Origin of the sequence: Streptomyces drozdowiczii, assembly GCF_026167665.1 — a bacterium.
Taxonomy (GTDB): domain Bacteria; phylum Actinomycetota; class Actinomycetes; order Streptomycetales; family Streptomycetaceae; genus Streptomyces; species Streptomyces drozdowiczii_A.
The window spans coordinates 2,437,193-2,461,490 of record NZ_CP098740.1 but is presented as its reverse complement, the minus strand read 5'-3'; the positions used below and the strand labels follow the sequence as shown (position 1 = coordinate 2,461,490).

Genomic DNA, 24,298 nt, shown 5'->3' with positions numbered 1-24,298 from the left:
GTTAACACACGGGCAACGTCCCCGATATACGGACGCGGCACCATGGACAACGTACGGCCGTGCGGGTGCCGTGGACCGGCCGGCGGGGTGTGACGCCCCCCGGCCGGTGGCCGTACCGGCGGCGGCACAGGCCCTCTTGTCCGGAGGGCGGACGCACGGAAGTGTCGCCGGTGTGATACTCACCCGCGGAGCAAGAGTCACCGGAGCCGTCCTGTCCGCCGTGCTCGCGGTGATCGTCGCGGGTTGGCTGATACGGGACGTCGACGCGATCGGTTTCGGCCAACTGTGGCGGAACTGGTCCGGGTTGTACGACATCCACATCCGGTCCGTCCCCACCACCTCGGCCACGGACCTCGTCCTCTTCGTGGTGTACGTGGCCGTCACCGTGGCCGCGCTGCGCACCGCGTCCGCCGCCTCCGCGCTCGTCGTCGCCGGGGTGGTCACCCTCACCGTGCGGCTCCCCGGACTCTGGACCATCGGCAGCCGCCGGATGGAGGCGGTGTACTCCGACGAACTCCGTTCACGGGCCCTGATCTGCGCCTTCGTCGCCGTCGCCGCGGCCGCCGCGATGATCATCACCGCCGGGGCGGGCCGCCGGCCGCCCGTCGATTCCTACGAGCCGACGCCGACCGGGCCCGGACCGGGCACGGGCGTGCTGACGTTCCTCGCCCTGTCCGCCGCCGGGGCCGTGCTGATCGCCTGGGAGATCCGCCAGATCGTCCGGGACCCGGAGTTCTTCCCCGACTGGTACGTGGGCGGTGACCGGGTCGCGCAGTACCTGACCGGTCCGCCGCCGGGCTGGGCCACCGTGATGCTCGCCCTGCTCTGCGTGTTCGCCGGGATCAGCGCCGCGGCCCGGGCCCGGCACGCCCGCCCGTTCGGCCTGGTGGCCGCTGCGGTGCTGCTGCCCGGCGGGGTGTTCGGGGTGGTGCGGATCGTGCACTACGACATGCTGGAGCACTTCGCCGACCTGTCGACCGAACTCCAGCTCAGCCTGCTCAGCTCGTTCTTCCAGGTATTCGCCGCCCTGGCCGCGCTCATCGCCCTCGCCCTGCCGGGCCCGGTCCGCGCCCCGGGCCCGGACCCGTGGTCCGGCAGCGGTCCGGGCTGGGGCCCCGCACCGGCCACGCCGCCCCCGTACCCCGGACAGCGGCCCGGCTACGGCTACCCGCAGGGCGGCGGCGGCTTCGGCCCGCCCCCGCCGCCCTCGCAGCCGCCGCCCGGCTGGTGAATCAGAGGCCCAGCGACCGCTTCAGGAAGTCCACCTGGAGCAGCAGCAGATTCTCGGCCACCTTCTCCTGCGGGGTCATATGGGTCACCCCGCTCAGCGGCAGCACCTCGTGCGGCCTCCCGGCGGCCAGCAGTGCCGAGGACAGCCGCAGGCTGTGCGCGACGACCACGTTGTCGTCGGCGAGACCGTGGATGATCAGCATGGGCCGCACCTGCTCGGCCGCCTCGGACAGGCCCGCGTCGGTGACCAGCGAGTTGTGCGCGTACACCTCCGGGTTCTTCGCCGGGTCGCCCAGGTAGCGCTCGGTGTAATGGGTGTCGTAGAGCCGCTGGTCGGTCACCGGGGCGCCGACGACCGCCGCGTGGAACACATCGGGCCGCCGCAGCGCGGCCAGCCCGGCCAGGAAGCCGCCGAACGACCAGCCCCGGATGGCCACCCGGTCCAGATCCAGCGGGAAGCGCTCCGCGAGCCCGTGCAGGGCCTCCACCTGGTCGTCGAGGCTGAGGGCCAGATCGTCCTTGACCGCCTTCTCCCAGGCCGGTGAACGGCCGGGCGTGCCGCGCCCGTCCGCGACGACCACCGCGAAGCCCTGGTCCGCGAACCACTGCGAGGTGAGATGCGGATTGTGGGCGGCCACCACCCGCCGGCCGTGCGGCCCGCCGTACGGGTCCATGAGGACCGGAAGCGGACCGTCCGACTCCGAGTACCCGGTGGGGAGCAACACGGCGCACGGAATCCGCCGTGCGCCCCCTTCGGTGAGCACCGGCCGCGCGGTCAGCACCGGACGCTCCGCACGATTCTCCACGACGGCGACCTCCTTGCCGTCCCGCAGCACCCGCGCCGTCGACCCCGGCCGCTCCGGCGCCGCCGAGACCAGCACCGTCACCCGGCCCGACCGGACCGCCGTGTGCACGCCGCCCCCTTCGGAGACCCGCTCGACGCCCAGCTCGTTGACCCGGTACACATGGCTCTCGCCGGTCTCCGGCTCCGCCGCGTCCGCGCCCGCCGACGCCGACACCAGGACGTCGGAGTCCCCGATGTCCAGCACCGACTGGATGTGCAGCCGCCCCCTGGTCAGCGTCCGGTCGCCGACCGCGAGCCGCCGCGCCCCGCCCTCGTCCGTGATCCGCACGAGCCGCCCGTCCGGCGCCCACGCGGGCACCCCCGGGAACAGCTCCAGCCACACCGCGTCCTCGTCCGCGTGCACGGTCCGGGTCGCCCCGGTCTCCGGGTCCACCGCCAGATACAGCTGGCTCCCCTGGTCCCGGGCCTGGACGAGAAGGAGCGGAGCCCCGTACGAGGACCAGTGCACCCGCGCCAGATACGGGAACCGGTCCCGGTCCCACACCACTTCGGTGCGCCTGCCGTCCAGGTCCACGACGTGCAGCCCCACCTCCGCGTTGGGCGTGCCCGCCGCCGGGTACGCGACCTCGGCCGGCTTGCGCTCCGGGTGCGCGGGGTCGGCGATCCACCACCGCTGCACGGGGCTGTCGTCCACCCGGGCCACCAGCAGCCGGTCCGACTCCGGCGACCACCAGAAGCCCTGGAAGCGGTGCATCTCCTCGGCCGCGATGAACTCCGCGAGCCCGTACGTGACATGGCCGTCCTCCGGCTCCGCGAGAGCCCGGTCCGCCTCGCCGTCCACCCCGACCACGCGCAGAGCACCCTTGGACACATAGGCGACGTGTCGCCCGTCCGGGGAGGGGCGCGGATCGATGACCGGGCCGGGAACGGGCAGCGCGCGCGCCGTTCCCGCGCCCAGATCCGCGACGTACACCTTCCCGGAGAGCGCGAAGGCGGCCGACTCGGCGGCTCCGTCGAGCGCGTAGCCCACGATCCCGGACGAGCCCTCGCGGCTGCGCTCCCGCCGGGCGCGCTCCTGCGCCGACAGACGCTCCCGCGAACCGCCCAACAGCGCCTGCGGATCGGCCACCAGGCGTTCTCGCGGCCCGGAGTCCCCGTCCAGGTCCAGTACCCAGAGCTGCCCCGAGCGGTCCGTACCCGAACCCGAGCGCAGGTAGACCACGCGTCCACCGTCGGGTGACACCGTGAACGCACGCGGCGCCCCGAGGGTGAATCTCATGGTCCGGGCCAACTGGAGCGGGAACGTGATCTCTGACGAAGTCATGCGCCGAACCTATCGGCCGCGCCCGTCCGTGCGCCCCTCGTGCTGCTGTGCCCCGAACAATGCGTTGCCACGGATAGTTATGATCCGTAGCGCTCGGTGGGTATGAACCTGCTGGCTCCATGCGTGCTGCCCGTCCCGACCGTACAGATGGAGGTGAACCGCCGTGGCGCTCTCGATTTCGGCGGTGGTGCTGCTGGCGATCATCGTCTTCCTGCTGATCCGGAAGTCCGGACTGAAGGGAGGACATGCGGTCGTCTGCGCGCTGCTCGGTTTCTATCTCGCCAGCTCGTCCATCGCACCCACCATCTCCGAGCTGACCACGAACGTGGCGGGCATGATCGGCGGCATCAAGTTCTGACCGGGTCACCCGTCGGCGGGCGGCCGTCCCGCGGGCTCGTAGGCTGGTCCCATGACGGACCTTCCCGCCCGGCGGCTGCTCCTGGTGCACGCGCACCCGGACGACGAGTCGATCAACAACGGCGCCACCATGGCCAGGTACGCGGCCGAGGGCGCCCTGGTCACGCTGGTGACCTGCACACTCGGTGAGGAGGGCGAGATCATCCCGCCCGCCCTCGCGCATCTCGCCGCCGACCGCGACGACGCCCTGGGCCCGTACCGCAGCGGCGAACTGGCGGCGGCGATGAAGGAGCTGGGCGTCACCGACCACCGCTTCCTCGGCGGCCCCGGCCGCTACCGGGACTCCGGGATGATGGGCGCCGAGCAGAACCGCCGCCCCGGCGCCTTCTGGTCGGCCGACCTCGACGAGGCCGCCGGGCACCTCGTCGACGTGATCCGCGAAGTACGCCCCCAGGTCCTGGTGACGTACGACCCCGACGGGGGCTACGGGCACCCCGACCACATCCAGGCCCACCGGGTCGCCACCCGCGCCGCGGAGCTGGCCGCCGACGCCGCGTACCGGCCCGGCTCCGGCGCCCCGCACACCGTCGCGAAGGTCTACTGGAACCGGGTGCCGCGCCCGGTCGCGGAGGAGGGGTTCGCCGCGCTGCGTGCCGAGGCCCCGGACGCGTTCCCGGGGATCGCCGAGATCGGCGACGTACCGGGTGTGGTGGACGACGACCGGATCACCACCGTGATCGACGGCACCGGATACGGGGAGGCGAAGACCGCCGCGATGCGCGCGCACGCCACCCAGATCGCCGTCCAGGGGGCCTACTTCGCCCTGTCGAACGATCTGGGGCAGCCCGTGTTCACCACGGAGTACTACGAGTTGGTCAGCGGCACCCCGGGCGCTCCGGCCGGAGAGCGCGAGCGGGACCTCTTCGCGGGTGTGCCGGGGGCGGACCGATGAGCGGCAGCAGCAGGGCGCGGGCCGGCGGCAGCCGGACGGACGCACAGAAGAGGGACATTCCGGCCAGTGGTCTGGCCGCCCCCGTCAACCCCGCCCGGATCGCCGCCCTGTTCGGGCTCGCGGTCCTCGGTGCCGTCGTGGGCATCGCCGGAACGCTCGTCCAGCCCGCGTGGTTCCCCGGCGGGCTGCTGCTCGCCCTGGCGGCGGCGGCCGGCCTCTTCTACGGCGGGCGCACCCTGACGGGCACCCAGCCGGGAGCGGTGGCACCGGCGGCGGGATGGCTGGTTTCGATCGTCTTTCTGCTCAGCGGTCGGCCCGAAGGGGACTATGTCTTCGGTGACGCGCTCGGCCTCGGCCTCTTCATGCTGGGCGGAATGGCCATCGCTGTGATCTGTGCCACCATGCCGCGATCGTCCGGGCAGCGGGCCGAAAGCGGCCGACCTGCCAAGTAATGTGCTCCGTCCGATCCCGTAATGCCCCCTGCCCGTCCGGGGGGTGCGCAGTCGTTTCCCCCGGTCGCGGGGTGTGTGCCGGCGGCGGCCAGTATGGTGGTTCGCGCGCCCGGGCTGTGGCACGGGGGAAGTACGGGCGGCGGAGCCAATCGGGAGAACCTGCTTTGAGTCGTGAAACTGACAGTTCGTCCTCCGGGCCCCAGGGTCGCGGCGGAGCCGCGTACCCCTCGGGTACGCCGCCGTACGGATCCCGCCAGTATCCGTCGCAGGACGCTTCGGACGGGTCCCAGGAGCCCGGCGGGCCGGACCGGCCGGAAGAGCCGAAGACCGAGACGACGCTGACGACGCGCATCCGGATCAACATCCCGGGCTCGCGCCCCATCCCGCCTGTTGTCATGCGTACGCCCATGAGTGACGCCGACGGCGAGGGCGAGCGCACCGGCTCGACCCCGCGCCCGGGCCCGCCCGCGCCGGGCGGCGCACCGCAGACGCCCCAGGCACCTGCGGCGGACACCGGCGAGGACGCGGCCCCGGCGGAGTCCGAGAAGCCGGCCAAGGACAAGAGCGGCAGCGACTGGTTCGCCCCGCGCAAGCCCCCGGCGGGCGCGAAGCCGCCGACGGGCGGCGGAGCCGGTGGACCCGGCGACACGGACGGCGCCGGGTTCACGGTGCCGGGTGCGGGTGGGCCGGGTGGTTCGGGTGCGCCTGGTGTTACGGGTGGCGCTGGAGGTCCCGGCGGTGCTGGTGTTACGGGTGGGCCTGGTGGTCCCGGTGGGTCCGGCGGTCCCGGTGTTACGGGTGGGCCCGGCGGTCCCGTTGGTGCCGGTGGTCCTGCCGGTGGCCCCGGCGGTCCCGGTCGCGTCTCCCCGCCCTCCGGTCCCCGTACGGACCTGCCGTACTTCTCGGACGGGCCGCAGCGCGACTTCCCGGAGGGCCCCGGCGACGGTCCGGGCGGCCCGCGTTCCACGCCCGACCTGGGCGTCCGTACCCCCGGTCCGACCGGCCCCACCACGGGCCCGGCCGCCGGGACTTCGTCGCTCACCCCGAACCTCGACGGACCGGGCCCCTTCCCGGGCCCCGGTCCGCAGAAACCGGGCGGCCCCGGGCAGGGCGGCGTGCCGCCGCGCATGTCCGACGACACGGCCGTCCTCACCCCGCAGTTCGCCCCGCCCCGGGCGGCCCCGGCGGCAACGTCTCGGGTGACACGCTGAACAGCGGCATCCCCGTCGTGCCCGGCGGCCGGAACGTCCCGGGCGACCCGATGGGCACCGGGCCGGGCGGACCCGGCGGGCCCGGCGGCCCCGGAAGCGCGGCGCCGAAGCCGGCCGCCGCGGCCCGACCCGCGCCGAAGCCGGCGCCCGCCAAGAAGGGCCGTTCGAAGCTGGTCCTGCTCGGTGTGGCGGCCGTCTGCCTGCTCGGTGTCGCGTACGGTGCCGGGCTCCTGATGAACCACTCCGACGTACCCAAGGGCACCACGGTCCTCGGCGTCGACATCGGCGGCGGCACCAAGGAGGACGGCGTCGAGAAGCTGGACGCCGCGCTCGCCAAGCGCGCCGCGACCCCGCTCAAGCTGACCGTGGACGGCAAGGAGACGGAGCTCGCCCCGGACAAGGCCGGGCTCTCCCTGGACAGTCAGGCCACCGTGCGCGCCGCGGCCGGCAGCGATTACAACCCGGTCTCCGTCATCGGCTCGCTCTTCGGCGGCGAGCGGACCGTCGAGCCGGTCTTCCCGGTGGACGAGGAGAAGCTGGGCGTCGCGCTCCAGGACCTGGCCGGCGCCTCGGGCACCGCGAAGGACGGCACGATCAAGTTCGAGCCGGGCAAGGCCGTTGCCGTACCGGGCAAGGCCGGCAAGGCGATCGACGTCAACAGGTCGATGGGCTCCGTCCGGGACGCCTACCGCGCCCAGGTCGAGACCGGCACCGCCAGGGCCGTCGAACTGCCCGTCGTCACCAAGGAACCCACCATCACCCAGGCCGAACTGGACCGGGCGATGAAGGAGTTCGCGGAGCCCGCGATGTCCGGTCTGATCACCATCCGGGCCGGTGGCAAGGAGATCCCGTTCGGCCCGGCGAAGTCGCTGCCGCAGATCCTGTCGATGAAGGCGGTCGACGGGAAGCTGGTGGACGTCTACGACAAGGAGGCGATCGACCGGCTGTGCGCCGGTGTCTTCGACGGCGTCATGATCACCAAGGGCGACGGCAAGAAGCACCAGCTCAGCGCGGACGACGTGGCCTACGCGATGAAGGGCGCGCTGCTGGGGAAGACCCCCGCCGAGCGCACGGCCACCATCGACCTCGACGGCAACGGCTGACCCGCCCCGCACCCCGTGCCCCCGCCCCCGACCGGACCCCGGCCGGGGGCGGGGGCGTAAACGGGCGAAAACGACCCCCGCCGGGGTGGTGGCTTCCCCCACCGGGCCCTCGTGAACCCGTCCCGTACACCCGTCATCCCCCGCATATGACATCTGTCATCCCGGATGCACGACCGCTGACCCTGCCGCGCGCACCCCCCGTTCGGCCAGGCTGGACGCATGACAACGACAGCCACCGGAGCGACCGCGACGAGGACCGCGGTGGTCAGCTTCGATCAGGTCAGCAAGGTCTACGGGGCCGTCCGCGCCGTCGACGGGCTCACCCTGGACCTGCACCCCGGCGAGACCGTGGCCCTCCTCGGCCCCAACGGCGCCGGCAAGTCCTCCACCCTCGACCTGCTCCTCGGCCTGCGCACCGCCGACTCCGGCACCGTCAGCCTCTTCGGCACCACCCCGCAGGAGGCCATCAAGGCCGGCCGGGTCGGCGCCATGCTCCAGAGCGGCGGCCTGATGGAGGACGTCACCGTCGAGGAACTGGTCCGGCTGGCCTGCGACCTGCACCCGCGCCCCCACCCGGTCGGCGACGTGCTGGCCCGGGCGGGCATCGCGTCGATCGCCGGCCGGATGGTCAACAAGCTCTCCGGCGGCCAGGAGCAGCGCGTACGGTTCGCGCTCGCCACCGCCGGCGCCAACGACCTCATCGTCCTCGACGAGCCGACGACCGGCATGGACGTCACCGCCCGCCAGGCGTTCTGGGCCACCATGCGCGAGCAGGCCGAGCAGGGCCGCACCGTCCTGTTCGCCACCCACTACCTCGAAGAGGCCGACGCGATCGCCGACCGCGTCCTGGTCCTGCACAAGGGCCGCCTCCTCGCCGACGGCACCGCCGCCGAGATCAAGGCGAAGGCCGGGGCCCGCCGGATCTCCTTCGAGCTGGAGGGCGCGATCAACGAGGACGCCCTGCGCGCCCTGCCGTTCCTCGCCTCGCTCGACGTCAACGGCCGGCGGGTGCGCATCCAGTCCCACAACGCCGACGCGACCGTGCACGCGGTCTACGGGCTCGGTCTCTACCCGCGCGAGCTGGAAGTCGCCGGACTCGGCCTGGAGCAGGCCTTCGTCGCCATCACCGAGGCCGAGGAGGCCAGGAACTCGTGAACACCCTCATCCGGCTCGAAGTGACCCGCACCCTGCGGAACAAGAAGTTCATGTTCTTCTCGGTCATCTACCCGTCGGTGATCTACCTGCTGATCTCCGGCACCCAGAACGACACCGACAAGATCCCGCACACAAATCTGACCCTCCAGTCCTTCTTCATGGTCTCCATGGCCTCCTTCGGTGCGCTGACCGCCGTCCTCATGGGCAACAGCGAGCGCATCGCCAAGGAGCGCGAGAAGGGCTGGGTGCGTCAACTGCGGCTGACCGCGCTGCCCGGCCGGGGTTACGTCCTGGCGAAGATCGCCAGCGCCGCCATGGTCACCCTGCCGTGCATCGTCGTGGTCTTCCTCGTCGCCGCCTCGGTCAAACACGTCCGCTTCGACCTCTGGCAGTGGTTCGCGCTGACCGGCGTCATCTGGGCCGGCTCCCTGGTCTTCGCCGCGCTCGGCGTCGCCATCGGCTACGTCGCCAGCGGGGACGCGGTCCGCCCGATCACGATGATCATCTACTTCGGGCTCTCCATCCTCGGCGGCCTCTGGATGCCCAGCGCGACCTTCCCGCAGTGGCTCCAGAACATCTCCGAGTGGCTTCCCACGCACGCGTACGCTGCACTCGGCCAGGCCGTCGAAATGGGCGGCGCACCGCACGCCAAGGACGTCGCCGTCCTCTGTGTCTACTTCCTGCTCTTCGCGGGCGGCGCGGCCTGGCTCTACCGGAAGGACACCTTGAAGGCGTGAACGACGACGAGATGTCGGTGGGGCTCGGGCGGCCGCCCGCGACCGCCCGGCAGGCCGGGATCAAGCTGCTGTGGATCGGGATCTGGCTCGCTTTCATGAGCGCGCCGGTCAAGGACCTCGTGGACGGCAACCACACCCCGTGGGCGACCGCGCTCGGCGTCCTCGGGCTGCTGGTCTTCGTCGGCGCCTATCTGGTCCTGGTCTTCCGGCACACGTCGAAGGCGCTCGACCCCTTCCGGGTCCGGGCGTCGCTCGCCTTCCTCGGGGCGGTCGCGGTTCTGCTGTCGCTGACGTTCGGCACGCCGTGGCTGGTCCTCTTCGTGTACGTGTCGGTCTCGGTCGGGGCCACGCTGCCGCTGCGGACCGCGCGGTGGCTGATCCCCGTCGTCACCGCCGTCCTGGTGGGCGTCGGGTCGACCCTGGAGGACCCGCGCGAGACCGTCACCGCTCTGGTCTTCCCGGCGCTGCTGGGCGGCTTCGCGATGACGGGCGTACGGCAGATGATCCGCACCACGATCCAGCTGCGGGAGGCCCGGGCCACCGTCGCGCAGCTCGCCGCCAACGAGGAGCGGCTGCGCCTCGCCCGCGACCTGCACGACCTGCTCGGCCACTCCCTCTCGCTGATCACCCTCAAGAGCGAGCTGGCCGGCCGGATGCTCCCCGACCGGCCCGAGCTGGCGGCCGCCCAGGTCGCGGACATCGAACAGGTCAGCCGCCAGGCCCTGGTGGACGTACGCAGTGCCGTCACCGGATACCGCCGGCCGACCCTCCCCGGCGAACTGGCCGGGGCCCGCACCGCACTGGCCGCCGCCGGGGTCGACGCCGACGTCCCGGCCGACGTCCCCGAAGGGCTGCCCGAGAAGGCGGAGGAGGTGCTCGCCTGGGGGCTGCGGGAGGCGGTCACCAATGTCGTACGCCACAGCGGTGCGCGCCGCTGCACGGTGACGCTGGCGCCCCGCCAGACGCTGGACGGGCGGGTGCTCGAACTGACCGTCGCCGACGACGGCCGGGGCGCCGCCGGGACCACGCCCGGTAACGGCCTCACCGGCCTCACCGAACGCCTGGCCTCCGTGGACGGCACGCTCACCACCCGGGCCACCCAGCCCCGTTCCGGCAAAGGCTTCACCATGGTCCTCAGCGTTCCGTTCGAATCCGGCCTAGGATCCGCGGAATGAGCATGATCAGACTTCTCCTCGCGGAGGACCAGTCCATGGTGCGCGAGGCCCTGGCGGCGCTCCTCGGCCTGGAACCGGACATCGAGGTGGTCGCCCAGGTCGCCCGGGGCGACGAGGTCCTGGCGGCGGCCCGGGAACACGGCATCGACGTGGCCCTCCTGGACATCGAGATGCCCGGCATGACCGGGATCGAGGCGACGGCCCGGCTCCGCGAGGCCCTGCCGGACGTGAAAGTCGTCGTCGTCACGACCTTCGGCCGGCCCGGCTATCTGCGCCGCGCCATGGAGTCGGGCGCCGACGCCTTCCTGGTCAAGGACGCCCCCGCGTCCCAGCTCGCGGAAGCGGTACGCAAGGTGCTCGCCGGTGAACGCGTCATCGACCCCGGCCTCGCCGCCGCCGCCCTCGCCGACGGCGCGAACCCGCTGACCGACCGGGAACGCGAGGTCCTGCGCACCGCCGCCGACGGTTCGACCAACGCGGAGATCGCCGCCTCCCTCCACCTCTCCCAGGGCACCGTCCGCAACTACCTCTCCATGGCCATCCAGAAGATGGCCGCCCGCAACCGCGCCGAGGCGGTCCGCATGGCGCGGGAGAAGGGCTGGCTGTAGGCGCGCCGTCTCGGGGTTCGGGTGAAGGCACCCCGCAGCCCGCGACCGGCCTCACCGCCCCGGGGACACCAGCCCCGCCTCGTACGCCATGATCACCAGCTGCACCCGGTCCCTCGCCCCCAGCTTGGCGAGCAGGCGGGTGAGATAGGTCTTCGCCGTGGCGACGCTGATGACCAGGCGCTCGGCGATCTCCGCGTTCGAGAGCCCGCCGCCGACCAGCACCAGCACCTCCCGCTCCCGGTCGGTGATCGCGGCCAGCGGCGCCGGGGCCGGTGCGGAGGGCGAGGGCCGGGCCGCGAACTCCTTGATCAGCCGCCGGGTGACGCTCGGCGCGATGAGGGCGTCCCCGGAGGCCACCACCCGGACCGCCGCCAGGATGTCGTCCAGCGCCATGTCCTTGACCAGGAAACCGGCCGCCCCGGCGCGCAGCGCCCCGTACACGTAATCGTCGTCGTCGAACGTCGTCAGGACGACCACATGCGCCTCGCCGCCCTGCGCGGTGATCCGCTCGGTGGCCTCGATGCCGTCCATGCCGGGCATCCGGATGTCCATCACCACGACATCGGGGGCCAGCCGCGCTGCCAGCCGGACCGCCTCCTCGCCCGTCCCCGCCTCGCCGACCACCTCGATGTCCGGGGTGTCCGCCATGACCATGCGCAGCGCGGTCCGCACCAGCGGCTGATCGTCCGCGAGCACGACGCGGACCGGGGGCGGGGGCGCCGCCGCCGCGCCGGGCGCACCGGGATGCCCGCCGGGCTGTCCGCCGCTCATGTCGCCGCCTCCCGCACCGGCTCCGGGGCCGGTTCCGGCGGCGCCGGTATCGCCTCCCGCGCACGGTCCGGCGCGGGTATCGACTCCGGCGGCGGCACCGGCAGGCGTGCCGTGACCCGGAAGCCGCCGCCCGGCGCCGGGGCGGCGGTGAACTCGCCGTGCAGCAGCGCCACCCGCTCCCGCATCCCGACCAGCCCGAACCCGGGGGCAGCGCCACGAGCGGTGCCCCGGTCGGTGCCCCGGCCCCCGCCCCCGCCCCGGTCCGTGATCTCGACGGTCAGCGCCTCCTCGCCATACTCGACGCGCACCCGGCAGGCGTCGGTCTCCGCATGGCGCACCACGTTGGTCACCGATTCCTGGACGATCCGGAACGCCGACAGCTCCAACTCCGGCGGCAGCGCGCGCCGTTCCCCCCGCCAGTCCACCTCGACCCGGACCCCGGCGGCGGTCGTGGCCCGGGCCAGCCGGTCGATGTCGGCCAGGGACTCGGCGGGGCGCAGCGGTGCCTCCTCGCGCCCCGCCGCGTCCTGGCCGGGCCCGGTCTCGCGGAGCGCGCCCAGCATCCGCCGCAGCCCCGACAGCGTCTCCCGGCCCGCAGTCTCCACCGCGCTCATCGCCTCGCGGGCGGCGTCCGGCTGGGTGTGCACGACCCTGGCCGCCGCGCCCGCCTGGAGGGCGATGATGCCGACGCTGTGGGCCACCACGTCGTGCATCTCGCGGGCGATGCGCAGCCGTTCGGCGACGAGGGCCCGGTCCGTGGCCCGGGCGGTCAGGTCCGCGTCGTGCTTGCGGCTCTCGTGCACCGACCGGCCCACCAGCCAGGCGACGACCGCCGTCAGGGCGACCGCCAGCTCCGCCGACGTACCGGCGGGCCACCGGGCGAGTGCCCGGCCGCCGACGAACGCGACCAGGACGGCCACCGACATGACGAGCGCGAGGACGCCCGTGCGCAACGGGCGGACGGCGGCCGTGAAATACAGGGCGGCATCGACGGCCAGGAACTGCGCCAGGGGTATCTCCGCCACCCCGAGCGGCATCGTGGCGAGCGCGGAGGCGGCGAGCAGCACCGCCATGGCGGCCAGCGGGCGGTGGGTGAGCCACCGGCAGCCGGCCATGAGTAGCGCCGTGGACAGCAGGTGGGTCAGCAGGCCGTCCCAGCGGTAGAAGAGGACCCCGGGCAGGACCGACGCCTGCTGCTCGCCGGGCAGCCGGACCCGCATGAGGAGGGTGAGCACCATGCCCGCGAACCAGGCAGCCGCCACCCACGCGCCCGGTGGGACGCGCTTGAGCAGGGGCAGGACCGGTGAGCTGGACATGTGCAGAGCGTAACCAGCGCCGAACCCCCGCGCATCGGCCCACGGTTGTACACCCACGGGTGCAGACGGGCGCGTCCGGATGTCAGCGACGGCCCGACGACACCGGCCGGTCGCGGCCCGCAGGGTGGGGCCCGTGATCGAAGTCAACGGACTGACCAAGCGATACGGCGGCGCCACCGCCGTGGACGACCTGACCTTCACCGTCCGGCCGGGCGAGGTGACCGGCTTCCTGGGGCCCAACGGGGCCGGGAAGACCACCACCCTGCGCATGCTCCTCGGCCTGGTCGAACCGACCGCCGGAACGGCCACCGTCCGGGGCCGCCCCTTCCGCGACCACCCGCGCGGACTGCGCCACGTCGGCGCCCTGCTCGACGCGGGCGACGTCCACGGCGGCCGCACCGCCCGCGCCCACCTCGCCGTGCTGGCCCGGAGCAACGGCATCCCCCGCGCCCGGGTCGACGCGCTCCTCGAAGAGGTGGGCCTCGCGGCAGCGGCCCGCCGCCGCGTCGGCGGCTTCTCGCTCGGGATGCGCCAACGCCTCGGCATCGCCACGGCCCTGCTCGGCGACCCGCCCGTCCTGCTCTTCGACGAACCGCTCAACGGCCTCGACCCGGAAGGCGTGTTGTGGGTGCGCGGACTCTTCCGCCGGCTCGCCGCCGAAGGCCGTACCGTCTTCGTCTCCAGCCACCTGATGACCGAGATGGAGCACACCGCCGACCGGCTCGTCGTCATCGGGCGCGGCGCGCTCATCGCCGCCGAGAGCCTGAGCGCGTTCGCCGCCCGCTCGACCCGGCTGAGCGTGACCGTACGCACCCCGGACGCCGCGGCCCTGACCCCGCTGCTGACCGCCGAGGGCGCCTCGGTGGCCGGGGACGGCGACCGGCTCACCGTGACCGGGCTGCCCGCCGAACGCATCGGCGAACTCGCCCTGCGCCACCGGGTCCTGCTCCACGAGCTGACCACCCTCGGCGCCTCGCTGGAGGAGGCGTTCATGGAACTCACCGCGGACAGCGTCCAGTACCTGGCAGGAGACCCCCGATGACCACGGCGACCGCCGCCCCCATGACGCACGACGGGCCCCGCGCGCGCTTCACCGATCTGATCGCCGCCGAGTGGCTGAAGACATGGTCGCTGCGCTCGACACCCTGGCTGTACGCGCTCGCCGCCCTGGCCGTCGTCGCTTTCAACGCCGGAACGGCCTACGACCACTACAAGTACTGGTACCAGTACGACAAGGGCAGCCAGGAGTTCTTCGTCACCCACCGCCTCGCGCTGGTCGACGCCTTCACCGACAACTCCGCCCTGGTGCTGGTCCTGGCGCTCGCCGCGATCGGCGCCGTGTCGGTCACCGGCGAGTACGGGACCGGGCTCATCCGCACGACGTTCACCGCCGTGCCCGCCCGGCGCTCGGTGATGGGCGCCAAGGTCCTCGTGCTCACCGCCGTCACCACGGCCTTCGGCGTGCTCGTCGCCGCCGCATCCTTCGCCTCGACCCGGGCGATCCTGTCCGGACGCGGCGCCTCGGTCTCCCTCGGCGACCCAGGAACGCTCCAGGTCCTCGCCGCCTCCGCGCTGCTCGCCCCGGTCGCCGCGCTCGCGGGTCTCGCGCTCGGCACGGTGATCCGGCACACGGGGACGTCGGTCGTGGCATGCGTGGTGGTGCTGCTCCTGCTCCCGATGGTCCTCAGCGACCGCCGCCACCCGACGGCGGTGCTCCGGCACACCCTGCCGTTCAGCGCCTGGGACCGGCTGGCGGGCGGCGCCCTTCCGCAGCCCCCGGCCGAGCTGTACCCGTGGTCGGAGGCGGGCGCCTGGTCCGTCTACGCCCTGTGGGCACTGGTCGCGGCGGCCGTGGCGGTGTGCGCGGTGCACCGCCGCGACCAGTGAGGGCGGTGGGGTGACGCGTTACGCGCCCGGCGCACCGAAGTAGTGCCCCTGGTCCAGGTCCTCGACGAGGCCGGGGCCGGCCGGCTTCCAGCCGAACCGTTCGCGGGTCAGGGCGCTGGAGGCGGGGGAGTCGAGGCTGACCATGCCGCCCAGCCAGGTGAAGTGGGCGGCCGCGTCCTCGGGGGCGACGGAGGCCGTGGGGATGCCGAGGTGGCGGCCGATGGTCTCGGCGACGGACCGCAGCACGACCCCCTCCTCGGCCGCCGCGTGCAGCGTGGTGCCCGCGGGCGCCTGTTCCAGGGCCAGCCGGAACAGCTGGGCGGCGTCCTCGCGGTGGGCGGCCGGCCAGCGCTGGGAGCCGTCGCCGACGTAGCCGGAGACGCCCTTGGCGCGGGCGGTGGCGATGAGAGCGGCCATGAAGCCCTGGTCCCCGTCGCCGTGGACCGTCGGGGGCAGCCGGACGACGGACGAGCGGACGTTCCGGGCGGCGAGGGCGATCGTCGCCCGCGCGTTGTCCTGGCGGCCGCCCGGGCCACCGGCGGGCGCGTCCGGGTCGGCGCTCTGCCCGTCCTCCTCGGTCGCGACCCGGCCCGGGGCCAGCCCGAGGAGCCCGGACGCGATGACGAAGGGCTTGCCGGAGCCCGCGAGCGCGTCCCCGAAGGCGTCGATGGCCTTCCGGTCCGCGTCGGTGGCGCCCTGGAAGTCCCCGGAGAACGCGATGTCGTGCTTGAACGCGAGGTGGACGACCCCGTCCGCCCCGGCGGCGGCCTCGCGCAGCACGTCCAGGTCGTCCAGCGATCCGCGCCGGACCTCGGCCCCGGCGGCGGCCAGCGCCTCGGCCGAGGCGTCCGAACGGGCGAGCCCGACGACCTGATGACCCGCACCGATCAGCTCGGGAACGACCGCGGAACCGATCCAGCCGGACGCGCCGGTGATGAATACACGCATGAGGAAACCTCCTGGAACAGGCTGACGACCCGGGCGGCGGGAACGCTGCCGGACCCCCGATGTCAGCGACTGTCATCAGCCTAACGCTGATGTCAGTCACTGTCATCTCGTAGACTCGCCGTATGGGTCGATGGGAGCCGAACGCGCGCGGCAGGCTGGAGCAGGCCGCCATGGAGCTCTACGGCGAGCGGGGTTACGAGCAGACGACCGTGACCGAGATCGCCAAGCGGGCCGGGCTCACGGAACGCACGTTCTTCCGGCACTACGCGGACAAGCGCGAGGTGCTGTTCGCGGGCTCCGCCGTGCTCCGGGAACGCCTGGTGAGCGGCCTCGCCGAGGCGCCCCCGACCGCACCTCCGATGGACGCGGTGGCGGCCGGGCTCCAGGCGGCCTCGGCCGTGTTCGACGAGCGCCACGCGCAGGCCCGGCAGCGGCAGCGGATCATCACGGCCAATCCGGAGCTGCGGGAGCGCGAGCTGGTGAAACTCGCCTCGCTCGCCGCGGCGATGGGGGAGGCCCTGCGGGCGCGCGGCGTCAGCGAGCCGGCGGCGAGTCTGGCGGCCGAGGCGGGGATCGCCGTCTTCAAGGTCGCCTTCGAGCGCTGGATCGACACCACCGGGGTGCGCGGCATGGGCTCGTTCATCCTGGAAGGGCTGGCCGGCCTCGAATCCCTGATGGCGGGCGGCCGCCCCTGACACGACGACGCCCGCCCCGTCGGAAGCGACGGGGCGGGCGTTGTTCTCACGGTGGGCTCCGCCGGACGGAGTCCCGTATCCGCCTGCGGGCTACGGGAACGACACGACCTGCGACGGCACGGTGTCCGTCCCGAGGTCGGCGAACCCGTGTCGTTGATGACGTGGTTGTACTGGCCCTGGCCGCCGAGCGAGACGACGATCAGGTCGTGGAACTTCACGCCCGCCTTGACCGGGGCCTCGAAGCCGTGGTCCTGGCGGATGCTCGGGTCGACGTTGAAGTAGCAGTAGCTGCCGAGTCCCCAGCCCTCGTGGGTGTTGACCGAGTCGTCCACCTTGTAGGCCGCGAAGCCCTTGGTTTCACCGTTCTGGACGGCGTCCTGATTCGGCGCGTCGTACGCCTTCTCGTTCTGGAAGAAGATCGTCTTGCCGTTCTCCCCGGACCAGCGGACGTCGTACTTGTTGAAGTGCTCGACGAAGAGCCCGGTGGCCAGGACGTTGTCGCCGTTGACCTGGAGGCCGTAGTCGGAGCGGTTGGTCTCCCAGCCGATGCCCTCGCCGTGGTCGGCGCGCCACAGCCAGGTGTGGTCGATGATCGTGTCGTTGCTGTTGATCACCATGCCCGTGGTCGCCTTGCCGGCGCCCGCGCCGCCGACCCGGACGAACACGTCCTGGACGCTGGTCGGGTTGGCCGCGTGGCTCGCGGACGCGCCCTCCGGGCCGACCTCGACCAGGGACTCGCTGTTGGTGGTGCCCGCGTCGATGAGCAGTCCGGCCAGCTTCACGCCGTCCACGTCACCGACCTTGAGGGCGGTGACCCCGTTGTCCGGGATGATCGTCGCGAGGCCGAGGCCCAGCACGACCGTGTCGGCGCGGTCGATGTTGATCGTCTGGTCGACGTGGTAGATCCCCGGCGTGAACAGCAGGTGCAGGCCCTGGTCCACCGCCGCGTTGATCGTCTCGGCGCTCGCGCCCGGCTTCACCACGTAGAACTGGTCGAGCGGGATGGACTCGCCCTGCGGCGTGCCGTTGCCCCACGAGACACCGCGCGCGTTGGTGCGCTTGGCCGGGACGAACACCTTGTAGTCGTCGCCGTCCAGATAGAGGAACGGCTTCTCGCGCGAGACCGGGGTGTTCTCGAGTGTGGTGTACGGCGGTTCGGGGAAGCTCTGCGCCGGAGCGCCCTCGACGCCCGAGAACGTCATGTTCCAGACGCCGTTGCCCCAGCTGCCGATGGAGCTGTCACGGGTGTACCACTGCTGCTGCGAGTACGGGCCGACCTGCCCGTCGATCTTGCTGTCGGCGATGTACCCGCCGCTCGCCCAGCCATACCCGTCGGGCGCGAGGTTGAGCCCGCCCTTGACGTGCATCCGGCGGAACGGCGCGGCCTGCGAGACCGCCCAGCGGTCGGTGCCGTTGACCGGGTTCAGCGCCAGGTTCTCGGCCGAACGCCAGAAGTTCTGGGTGGCGTTGCCGTTGAACCAGCCCGCGTCCACGGTGACGTCACCGTTGAACGTGGTGTCGTCGGGGTTCAGTCCGAGACCGGCGATCGACGTGTAGAAGCCGATCTGCGCGTTGATGTTGTCGTACGTGCCCGGCTTGAAGAGCAGCGCGTAGCGGCCGTCGCCGAACTGCGCCGACTCCTGCTTCTTGAAGACATCGTCGACCTTGGCCTGGATATCCGGCGTCGACGGGTCGAACACCATGACGTTGGGCCCGAGATCGCCACCGCCCTCGACGGCCTGCGCGTCCTGCCCGAAGGCGGTCTGCGCCGTGGGGACGGCCATGAGCAGGGACACGGCGAACGCGGCGAACCCGAAGGCCCTGCCCCGGCGCTTGCGGCGGGATGGTGCGGTGGAGGGGGTGTGGGGGTGTGGTGGGGGCTTCCGTGGGGGGAAGGTGCATGGACGTACGTCTCCTGGGTCTTGGTGCGGGTGACGCGACGAACGGTCCGGCGAAACGCTCAGAGAGCGCTCTCCGGTGGGTGTCGATGCTTCCGCCGTTACCCTGGACACGTCAAGAGGTGTGCATCGGAAGCCTTGCCCCAACCGGGCTGTGCGCAACAAATAATGTCTGCGGCACGGCAATTGACCCACTCTGTGGCCAGTTCGGCGCGCTCTTGGGTTCAGGAGCTGACGGTGACCACCCGGGAGCGCGGGGTGCCCGGCGTCGAGCGGCGTAACCACCCCTTAGGGTCGTGCGGATGACCGAACTCGACGCGACCCGCGCCTATTACGACACCGTCGCCGAGGACTACGCCGCACGCGTTCCCGGCCTCTTCGCCGAGGATGTGGCCGGACGCGCGCTGATCGGCGCGTTCGCGGAGGAGGTCCGCGCGGACGGCGGACTCCCCGTCGCCGATCTCGGCTGCGGTCCTGGTCATGTGACGGCCCATCTGGCCGGTCTCGGGCTGAGCGTCCACGGTGTGGATGTGTCGCCGCGCATGGTCGACCTCGCCCGGCGCCGCCACCCGGAGCTGCGCTTCGAGACCGGAACGATGGACGCGCTCGGACTGCCCGACGGCGGTCTCGGCGGGATCGTCGCCTGGTGGTCGATCCTGCACACGCCGCCGGACCGGCTCCCGGTCCTCTTCGCGGAGTTCCGCCGTGTCCTGGCCCCCGGCGGCCGGCTGCTGCTGGGGTTCCACGCCGGGAACGGTGAGCCCTATGTCTCGGAGAAGCGTGCCGGTGGATACGCGTACGCCATCCACCTGCTGTCGCCCGACCGGGTTGTCGGACAACTGGAGGAGGCCGGGTTCGCCCTCACCGCCCGGCTGACGACTCCGGGCGCGAGGTGGCCCCAGGTCTGCCTGCTGGCCCGGGCGGCCGGTGCGTGAGAGGTGACCTGGCCGGCACCTTGGTCAGGTGGGGTGCCGGCCAGGAGCTGTGAACGCGCGTCAGGCGCGCGTGATGCGGGCGATGGCCTCGACGGTCAGGGCGCGGTCGTGCGGTTCGGTTTCCAGCGCGCGATGGATGGAAAGGCCCTCGATCAGCGCGTCGAGCTGACGGGCCGTCGCCGGGTCGAAGTGCCACTCCAGGGCGACCCGGCTGCGGCGCATCCACTCGCGGGTCAGCTCGCGGTAGGCGGGCTTGCGGGCGGCGAGGGTGTACAGCTCGTGCGTGAGGACCAGTTCGCGCTGATTGCCGCCGGACAGGTGGTGCACCAGATCGGCGACCGCCTCGCGGGCCTCGTCCTGCGTGGTGGCGGCGCCGAGGCGCTCCTCGAAGACGGCGACGATGCTGCTGGAGAAGCGGGTGAACGCCTCCCGCAGCAGCTCGTCCATACCGGCGAAGTGGTACGTCATCGAGCCGAGCGGCACCCCGGCCCGGGCGGCCACCTTGCGGTGCGAGGTCCCGGCGACCCCCTCGGCCGCGATCAGGTCGAGCGCGGCGGTGATGATGCGCTCCCGCCGCTCGGGGTCGTTCCGTCCGGTCGCCACCTGGGTCCCTGTCTCTCGTCTAGATCGAACGGATCACCCGGGCCGGATTGCCCACGGCGACCACGTTGGCGGGGATGTCCTTGGTGACGACGGCTCCCGCGCCGATGACGCTGTTGTCCCCGATGGTCACCCCGGCCAGCACGATCGCCCCGCCGCCGAGCCAGACATTGTCGCCGATCGTGATGGGCCGTGCCGCCTCCAGCTTGTCCCGGCGCGGCTCCGGCTCCACCGGATGCGTGGGCGTGAGCAGCTGGACGTTCGGCCCGATCTGGCAGTCCCGGCCGATGGTGATCGGCGCGACGTCCAGCGCGGTCAGGTTGTAGTTGATGAACGTGTCCTCGCCGACCGTGATGTACGAGCCGTAGTCGACGTACAGCGGCGGCCGGATGTGCGCGCCCGCGCCGAGGCCGCCGAGGAGTTCGGCGACGAGCGGCTGCGCGGCGTCCGGGTCCTCGCTGTAGGCGGCGAGATAGCGGGCGGCCAGCCGCACGGCCCGCTTCTGGGCCTCGACGATCTGCGGGTCGTCCGCGATGTACAGGTCTCCGGCGAGCATGCGCTCGTGGTTCGTGCGCGGATCGCCCGCGAAGTAGTCCGTCATGGGTACGAGCGTACACTCCAGGCGTACGATCGTACGCTCGTGGCGCCCGCCACTTTCCGCTCGCCGCTTTCCGACCTTCTGACGAGGCCCCGCTGTATGGATGCCGCCACACGCCGCTGGCGTGCCGCACTGTTCCTCTTCATGCTCGCCGCCGGTACCGGCATGGCCTCCTGGGTCGCGCGCACCCCGGCCGTCCGGGACGGGCTCGACGTGTCCACCGGCGCGATGGGTCTGGTGCTCTTCGGGCTCTCCACCGGTTCGATGGCCGGTGTCATGGCGTCCGGGCCGCTGGTGCGGCGCCACGGGGGCCGGACCACGATCCTCGGCGGGGTCGCCCTGATCGTCGCCGGGCTGCTGGTCGTCGCGGCCGGCACCGCCCTCTCGCTCGCCGCCGTGGTCTTCGCGGGGCTGGCCCTGTTCGGCGCCGGGATGGGCATGAGCGAGGTGGCGTTCAACATCGAGGGCGCCGCCGTCGAGACCGCCATCGGGCGGCCCGTCCTGCCGGTGCTGCACGGCTGCTTCAGCCTGGGCACCGTCGTCGGGGCGCTCCTCGGCATGGCGCTGACGGCGGCCGCGTTCCCCGTCGGCTGGCATCTGACACTCGTCGCGGTGCTGATAGCCGCGGCCGGTACGCGGGCGGTCCTCGCCATCCCGCCCGGCACCGGCAAGGACGACGCGCCCGCCGCCGAGTCCGGGCAGGGCGGCCTCCGCGGCCAGCTGCGCGTATGGCGCGACCGGCAGCTCGTCCTCATCGGCGTGATCGTGCTGGCAATGGCCTTCGCGGAGGGCGCGGCCAACGACTGGCTGCCGCTGCTCATGGTCGACGGGTACGACGTGAGCCCCACGGCGGGCTCGCTGACCTTCCTGGTCTTCGCCGCCTCGATGACCCTGGGCCGGCTCGCCGGCGGCCCCTTCCTGGAGCGGTTCGGCCGGGCGCTGGTCGTCCGGATCAGCGGCCTGACCGCCGCGCTGGGCCTGGCGGTGGTCATCGTCGCCCCGAGCCCCCTGATGGCGGGCGCCGCAACGGTGCTGTGGGGGCTCGGCGCGTCGCTCGGCTTCCCGGTCACGGTGTCCGCCGCAGGCGACCACCCGACGGACGCCGCCGCCCGGGTGGCCGCGGTCTCCACGGCGGGCTACGGCGCCTTCCTGGTCGGCCCGCCCGCCCTCGGCTTCCTCGCCGACCACATCGGCCTGCGCCTCACGATGACCGTGGTCCTGGCACTGGTCGCCCTCGCGGCTGCGCTGGCGGGGGCGCTGGGCCCCGGGCGGGAGGGCGACAAGCCGAGGGTGGAGGCGGCCCCGGACGCGGCCTAGCGTCCCCCCGCCTCCTCGTCCCACAGCGCGGTGCTGTGCGCGGCGGTCAGCGCGGTGATCCGGGAGAGCGCGTCCCCGGCGGGCATGGGGGCGAGGCGGCGGCCGTCGCGCAGGCGGAGGGCGACGAGCCCGTCGGCCGCCTCCGCCGCGCCGATCACCACCTGGTACGGCACCAGCCGGGCGGCGCGGATCCGGGCGCCCAGGCTGCCGCGCCCACGGTCGCTGACCTCCGCGCGCAGCCCCAGCTCGGCGCACCGCGCGGCCAGCGCCTCCGCGTGCGGGAGTTCGGCGTCGGACACCGGCAGGACGGCCAGCTGTTTCGGGGCGAGCCAGGCCGGGAAGGCACCGCCGTGCTGTTCGATGAGGTGGGCCACGGCCCGCTCGACGCTGCCGATGATGGAGCGGTGCACCATGACCGGGCGGTGCTTGGCCCCGTCCTCCCCGATGTAGTGGAGGTCGAAGCGCTCCGGCTGGTGGAAGTCGACCTGCACGGTGGACAGGGTGAACTCGCGGCCCGCCGCGTCCTCGACCTGGACGTCGATCTTCGGCCCGTAGAACGCCGCCTCGCCCTCCGCCGCCTCGTACGGCAGCCCCGACGCCTCCAGCACCTCGGTCAGCAGCGCGGTCGAGCGCCGCCACAGCTCCGGGGCCGCGACGTACTTGCCGCCCGGCCCCGGCAGCGAGAGCCGGAAGCGGGCCGCGCGGACGCCCAGTGCCCCGTACGCCCGGAGGATCATGTCGAGCGCGCCGCGCGCCTCGGCGGCGACCTGCTCCACGGTGCAGAAGATGTGCGCGTCGTTCAGCTGGATGGAGCGCACCCGGGTCAGCCCGCCGAGCACCCCGGACAGCTCCGCGCGGTACATCCCGCCCAGCTCCGCCATCCGCAGCGGCAGTTCGCGGTAGCTGTGCGCCCGGGAGCGGTAGATCAGCGCGTGGTGCGGGCACAGGCTGGGCCGCAGCACCAGCTGCTGTCCCTCGCCCAGGTCCATCGGCGGGAACATGTCGTCGCTGTAGTGCGCCCAGTGCCCCGAGCGCTCGTACAGCTCCCGTTTGCCGAGCACCGGCGAGTACACATGGCGGTAGCCCGCCCTCCGCTCGGCGCCCCGGATGTACTCCTCCAGGGTGTGGCGCAGCTCCGCCCCGTCCGGCAGCCAGTAGGGGAGCCCGGCGCCGATCAGCGGGTCGGTGTCGAACAGTTCCAGCTCGCGGCCGAGTTTGCGGTGGTCGTGCATGGCGGTCTCCTCGCGTGGGAAGGGCGAGCGACCCCACGCGAAAGCCCCGGGGCACTCGCCCCGGGGCTTTTCGGACTGGTCATCAGTCAGCGCGCCGGGACACTCTCCGGCGTCGTCGTGTTCATGGCGGCACGCTGCATGATTCGGACGCTAACAGCGCCCCGCGCCCGCCCGCATCCGGTTTTCCCGCCCATACGCGGGGGAAGGCCGCCGCTCACCCCTTCTTCACCGAGTCCAGGTGCGCGAAGACCACGACGTTGTCCTCGTAGTCCTTGGCCTTCCGGTCGTAGTTGCCGCCGCAGGTGATCAGCCGCAGCTGTGCGTCCGGGGTGTCGGCGTAGACCTTGTCGTCCGGGAAGTCCGCCTTGCTGAACGTCTCCACGGTGTCCACGGAGAACGTGGCCACCGTGCCGTCGGCGCGGGTGATGTCCACGGTCGCCCCGGGTTTCAGGAAGCGCAGCTGGAGGAAGACGGCCGGACCGGTCGTGGTGTCCACATGGCCCGCCACGATCGACGCCCCCCGTTCGCCGGGCGTCGCACCGTCCTTGAACCAGCCGACCAGGTTCTTGTCGTTCGGCGGCGGCGCGTCGAGCTGCCCCGAAGGACCGATGGAGAGCGGAGTGAACGGCGCGTCCACCGCGATCGCCGGGATCCGCAGCCGCGTCGGAACCGAGCGGGGCAGCGCGGGCGACTCGCTCGGGGCGGCCTCGGCGGAGGCCGCGGCCGACGCGGACGCGGCGGCGGACGCCGCTGCCGGGGCGGGGCGGGCGCCTTGTCGTCGGCCGGCGAACCGATGGAGTGGTAGATCAGGGTCATGCCGAGACCGGCCGTCGCGAGGGGCCAGAACAGGGCCCGGCCGAGCGAGCCGGTGCGGGACGCGGCCCCGGGGGAGGGGGTTTCGGTGGTCTGCGGGGCGGCCATGAGGAACGTGCCTTTCGTCCGTACGGGGGCGGTACGAGTGGGGAGGACCGGGGAAACGCGGGCGCCGCGGC

At 72.9% G+C, this 24,298-nt stretch carries 19 protein-coding genes and 4 pseudogenes; 14 read left to right on the top strand and 9 right to left on the bottom strand.

Features of this window, described 5'->3' with window-relative positions:
* Window positions 1-172 precede the first annotated feature (172 nt).
* Window positions 173-1,231: a hypothetical protein gene (locus tag NEH16_RS10895; RefSeq protein WP_265541680.1), complete on the top strand. Its 1,059-nt coding sequence runs from the start codon at window positions 173-175 to the stop codon at window positions 1,229-1,231.
* Between the two features lies 1 nt (window position 1,232).
* Here the strand turns inward: NEH16_RS10895 and NEH16_RS10890 are convergent, their stop codons facing one another.
* The gene (locus NEH16_RS10890; protein WP_374215702.1) at window positions 1,233-3,314 is read right to left on the bottom strand and encodes a S9 family peptidase; all 2,082 of its coding nucleotides are present in this window, start codon (window positions 3,312-3,314) and stop codon (window positions 1,233-1,235) included.
* A gap of 208 nt (window positions 3,315-3,522) precedes the next feature.
* On the opposite strand from NEH16_RS10890, the gene NEH16_RS10885 reads away from it, so the two are divergent.
* The 8 genes and pseudogenes from NEH16_RS10885 to NEH16_RS10850 all read left to right on the top strand — a co-directional run bounded on the left by NEH16_RS10885 (window position 3,523) and on the right by NEH16_RS10850 (window position 11,109).
* Complete coding sequence (locus tag NEH16_RS10885; RefSeq protein WP_018100847.1) at window positions 3,523-3,717, top strand: hypothetical protein; 195 nt, start codon at window positions 3,523-3,525, stop codon at window positions 3,715-3,717.
* A gap of 51 nt (window positions 3,718-3,768) precedes the next feature.
* Window positions 3,769-4,668, top strand: a complete 900-nt coding sequence (gene mshB, locus NEH16_RS10880; RefSeq protein ID WP_265541674.1) for an N-acetyl-1-D-myo-inositol-2-amino-2-deoxy-alpha-D-glucopyranoside deacetylase — start codon at window positions 3,769-3,771, stop codon at window positions 4,666-4,668.
* Window positions 4,665-5,120, top strand: coding sequence for a DUF6113 family protein (locus tag NEH16_RS10875; protein WP_265541672.1), 456 nt, complete (start codon window positions 4,665-4,667; stop codon window positions 5,118-5,120). The genes mshB and NEH16_RS10875 overlap by 4 nt, the downstream gene beginning before the upstream one ends.
* A gap of 164 nt (window positions 5,121-5,284) precedes the next feature.
* A pseudogene (locus NEH16_RS10870) lies at window positions 5,285-7,434 on the top strand (peptidoglycan binding domain-containing protein).
* A 219-nt stretch (window positions 7,435-7,653) separates the two neighbouring features.
* On the top strand, window positions 7,654-8,589 hold the full coding sequence (locus NEH16_RS10865; RefSeq protein WP_265541670.1) for an ABC transporter ATP-binding protein: 936 nt from the start codon (window positions 7,654-7,656) through the stop codon (window positions 8,587-8,589).
* Complete coding sequence (locus NEH16_RS10860) at window positions 8,586-9,326, top strand: ABC transporter permease (protein ID WP_073964139.1); 741 nt, start codon at window positions 8,586-8,588, stop codon at window positions 9,324-9,326. The genes NEH16_RS10865 and NEH16_RS10860 overlap by 4 nt, the downstream gene beginning before the upstream one ends.
* Window positions 9,323-10,501, top strand: a complete 1,179-nt coding sequence (locus NEH16_RS10855; protein WP_079192820.1) for a sensor histidine kinase — start codon at window positions 9,323-9,325, stop codon at window positions 10,499-10,501. The genes NEH16_RS10860 and NEH16_RS10855 overlap by 4 nt, the downstream gene beginning before the upstream one ends.
* Window positions 10,498-11,109 (top strand): response regulator transcription factor, encoded by a 612-nt coding sequence (locus tag NEH16_RS10850; protein ID WP_073964138.1) that lies wholly within the window; start codon window positions 10,498-10,500, stop codon window positions 11,107-11,109. Before NEH16_RS10855 ends, NEH16_RS10850 begins: the two co-directional genes overlap by 4 nt.
* A gap of 51 nt (window positions 11,110-11,160) precedes the next feature.
* Here NEH16_RS10850 and NEH16_RS10845 read toward each other — a convergent pair whose 3' ends face one another.
* Both NEH16_RS10845 and NEH16_RS10840 read right to left on the bottom strand, forming a co-directional pair.
* The gene (locus NEH16_RS10845) at window positions 11,161-11,763 is read right to left on the bottom strand and encodes a response regulator (RefSeq protein WP_374215703.1); all 603 of its coding nucleotides are present in this window, start codon (window positions 11,761-11,763) and stop codon (window positions 11,161-11,163) included.
* 113 nt (window positions 11,764-11,876) lie between these two features.
* A complete protein-coding gene (locus NEH16_RS10840) occupies window positions 11,877-13,196 on the bottom strand; it encodes a sensor histidine kinase (RefSeq protein ID WP_265541662.1) in 1,320 nt (439 codons plus the stop codon).
* A 133-nt stretch (window positions 13,197-13,329) separates the two neighbouring features.
* On the opposite strand from NEH16_RS10840, the gene NEH16_RS10835 reads away from it, so the two are divergent.
* Both NEH16_RS10835 and NEH16_RS10830 read left to right on the top strand, forming a co-directional pair.
* Window positions 13,330-14,238 carry an ABC transporter ATP-binding protein gene (locus NEH16_RS10835; RefSeq protein ID WP_265541660.1) on the top strand — a complete coding sequence of 303 codons (909 nt, stop codon included), beginning with the start codon at window positions 13,330-13,332 and terminating at the stop codon, window positions 14,236-14,238.
* Window positions 14,235-15,083: an ABC transporter permease gene (locus NEH16_RS10830; protein WP_265541659.1), complete on the top strand. Its 849-nt coding sequence runs from the start codon at window positions 14,235-14,237 to the stop codon at window positions 15,081-15,083. Before NEH16_RS10835 ends, NEH16_RS10830 begins: the two co-directional genes overlap by 4 nt.
* Window positions 15,084-15,101: 18 nt before the next feature.
* Here NEH16_RS10830 and NEH16_RS10825 read toward each other — a convergent pair whose 3' ends face one another.
* Window positions 15,102-16,031: an SDR family oxidoreductase gene (locus NEH16_RS10825; protein ID WP_265541658.1), complete on the bottom strand. Its 930-nt coding sequence runs from the start codon at window positions 16,029-16,031 to the stop codon at window positions 15,102-15,104.
* Between the two features lie 170 nt (window positions 16,032-16,201).
* Between NEH16_RS10825 and NEH16_RS10820 the strand changes: the two genes are divergently transcribed.
* Entirely contained in the window at window positions 16,202-16,726 is a 525-nt protein-coding gene (locus NEH16_RS10820; protein ID WP_265547140.1) for a TetR/AcrR family transcriptional regulator, read from the top strand.
* Between the two features lie 90 nt (window positions 16,727-16,816).
* On the opposite strand, the pseudogene NEH16_RS10815 reads toward NEH16_RS10820, so the two are convergent.
* Window positions 16,817-18,510, bottom strand: a pseudogene (locus NEH16_RS10815) (coagulation factor 5/8 type domain-containing protein).
* Between the two features lie 416 nt (window positions 18,511-18,926).
* On the opposite strand from NEH16_RS10815, the gene NEH16_RS10810 reads away from it, so the two are divergent.
* A complete protein-coding gene (locus NEH16_RS10810; protein ID WP_265541656.1) occupies window positions 18,927-19,559 on the top strand; it encodes a class I SAM-dependent DNA methyltransferase in 633 nt (210 codons plus the stop codon).
* Window positions 19,560-19,619: 60 nt separating this feature from the next.
* Here NEH16_RS10810 and NEH16_RS10805 read toward each other — a convergent pair whose 3' ends face one another.
* Window positions 19,620-20,162 carry a TetR/AcrR family transcriptional regulator gene (locus tag NEH16_RS10805; protein ID WP_073964130.1) on the bottom strand — a complete coding sequence of 181 codons (543 nt, stop codon included), beginning with the start codon at window positions 20,160-20,162 and terminating at the stop codon, window positions 19,620-19,622.
* Window positions 20,163-20,181: 19 nt separating this feature from the next.
* Window positions 20,182-20,760 carry a sugar O-acetyltransferase gene (locus NEH16_RS10800; RefSeq protein WP_073964129.1) on the bottom strand — a complete coding sequence of 193 codons (579 nt, stop codon included), beginning with the start codon at window positions 20,758-20,760 and terminating at the stop codon, window positions 20,182-20,184.
* On the opposite strand from NEH16_RS10800, the gene NEH16_RS10795 reads away from it, so the two are divergent.
* Window positions 20,722-22,074, top strand: coding sequence for an MFS transporter (locus tag NEH16_RS10795; protein ID WP_343299513.1), 1,353 nt, complete (start codon window positions 20,722-20,724; stop codon window positions 22,072-22,074). The genes NEH16_RS10800 and NEH16_RS10795 overlap by 39 nt on opposite strands.
* Here the strand turns inward: NEH16_RS10795 and thrS are convergent.
* Window positions 22,071-23,312, bottom strand: a pseudogene (thrS, locus tag NEH16_RS10790) (threonine--tRNA ligase); the annotation flags it as partial. The gene NEH16_RS10795 and the pseudogene thrS sit on opposite strands and share 4 nt — an antisense overlap.
* A gap of 208 nt (window positions 23,313-23,520) precedes the next feature.
* Window positions 23,521-24,227 (bottom strand): annotated as a pseudogene (locus NEH16_RS33660) (class F sortase).
* Window positions 24,228-24,298 lie beyond the last annotated feature (71 nt).

Excerpts from the sequence above, each read along its gene's own strand:
- NEH16_RS10890 (WP_374215702.1), bottom strand. The coding sequence starts at position 3,314 with ATGAGATTCACCCTCGGGGCGCCGCGTGCGTTCACGGTGTCACCCGAC.
- mshB (WP_265541674.1), top strand. The coding sequence starts at position 3,769 with ATGACGGACCTTCCCGCCCGGCGGCTGCTCCTGGTGCACGCGCACCCG.
- NEH16_RS10875 (WP_265541672.1), top strand. The coding sequence starts at position 4,665 with ATGAGCGGCAGCAGCAGGGCGCGGGCCGGCGGCAGCCGGACGGACGCA.
- NEH16_RS10865 (WP_265541670.1), top strand. The coding sequence starts at position 7,654 with ATGACAACGACAGCCACCGGAGCGACCGCGACGAGGACCGCGGTGGTC.
- NEH16_RS10850 (WP_073964138.1), top strand. The coding sequence starts at position 10,498 with ATGAGCATGATCAGACTTCTCCTCGCGGAGGACCAGTCCATGGTGCGC.
- NEH16_RS10845 (WP_374215703.1), bottom strand. The coding sequence starts at position 11,763 with ATGGTCATGGCGGACACCCCGGACATCGAGGTGGTCGGCGAGGCGGGG.
- NEH16_RS10840 (WP_265541662.1), bottom strand. The coding sequence starts at position 13,196 with ATGTCCAGCTCACCGGTCCTGCCCCTGCTCAAGCGCGTCCCACCGGGC.
- NEH16_RS10830 (WP_265541659.1), top strand. The coding sequence starts at position 14,235 with ATGACCACGGCGACCGCCGCCCCCATGACGCACGACGGGCCCCGCGCG.
- NEH16_RS10825 (WP_265541658.1), bottom strand. The coding sequence starts at position 16,031 with ATGCGTGTATTCATCACCGGCGCGTCCGGCTGGATCGGTTCCGCGGTC.
- NEH16_RS10820 (WP_265547140.1), top strand. The coding sequence starts at position 16,202 with ATGGAGCTCTACGGCGAGCGGGGTTACGAGCAGACGACCGTGACCGAG.
- NEH16_RS10810 (WP_265541656.1), top strand. The coding sequence starts at position 18,927 with ATGACCGAACTCGACGCGACCCGCGCCTATTACGACACCGTCGCCGAG.
- NEH16_RS10800 (WP_073964129.1), bottom strand. The coding sequence starts at position 20,760 with ATGACGGACTACTTCGCGGGCGATCCGCGCACGAACCACGAGCGCATG.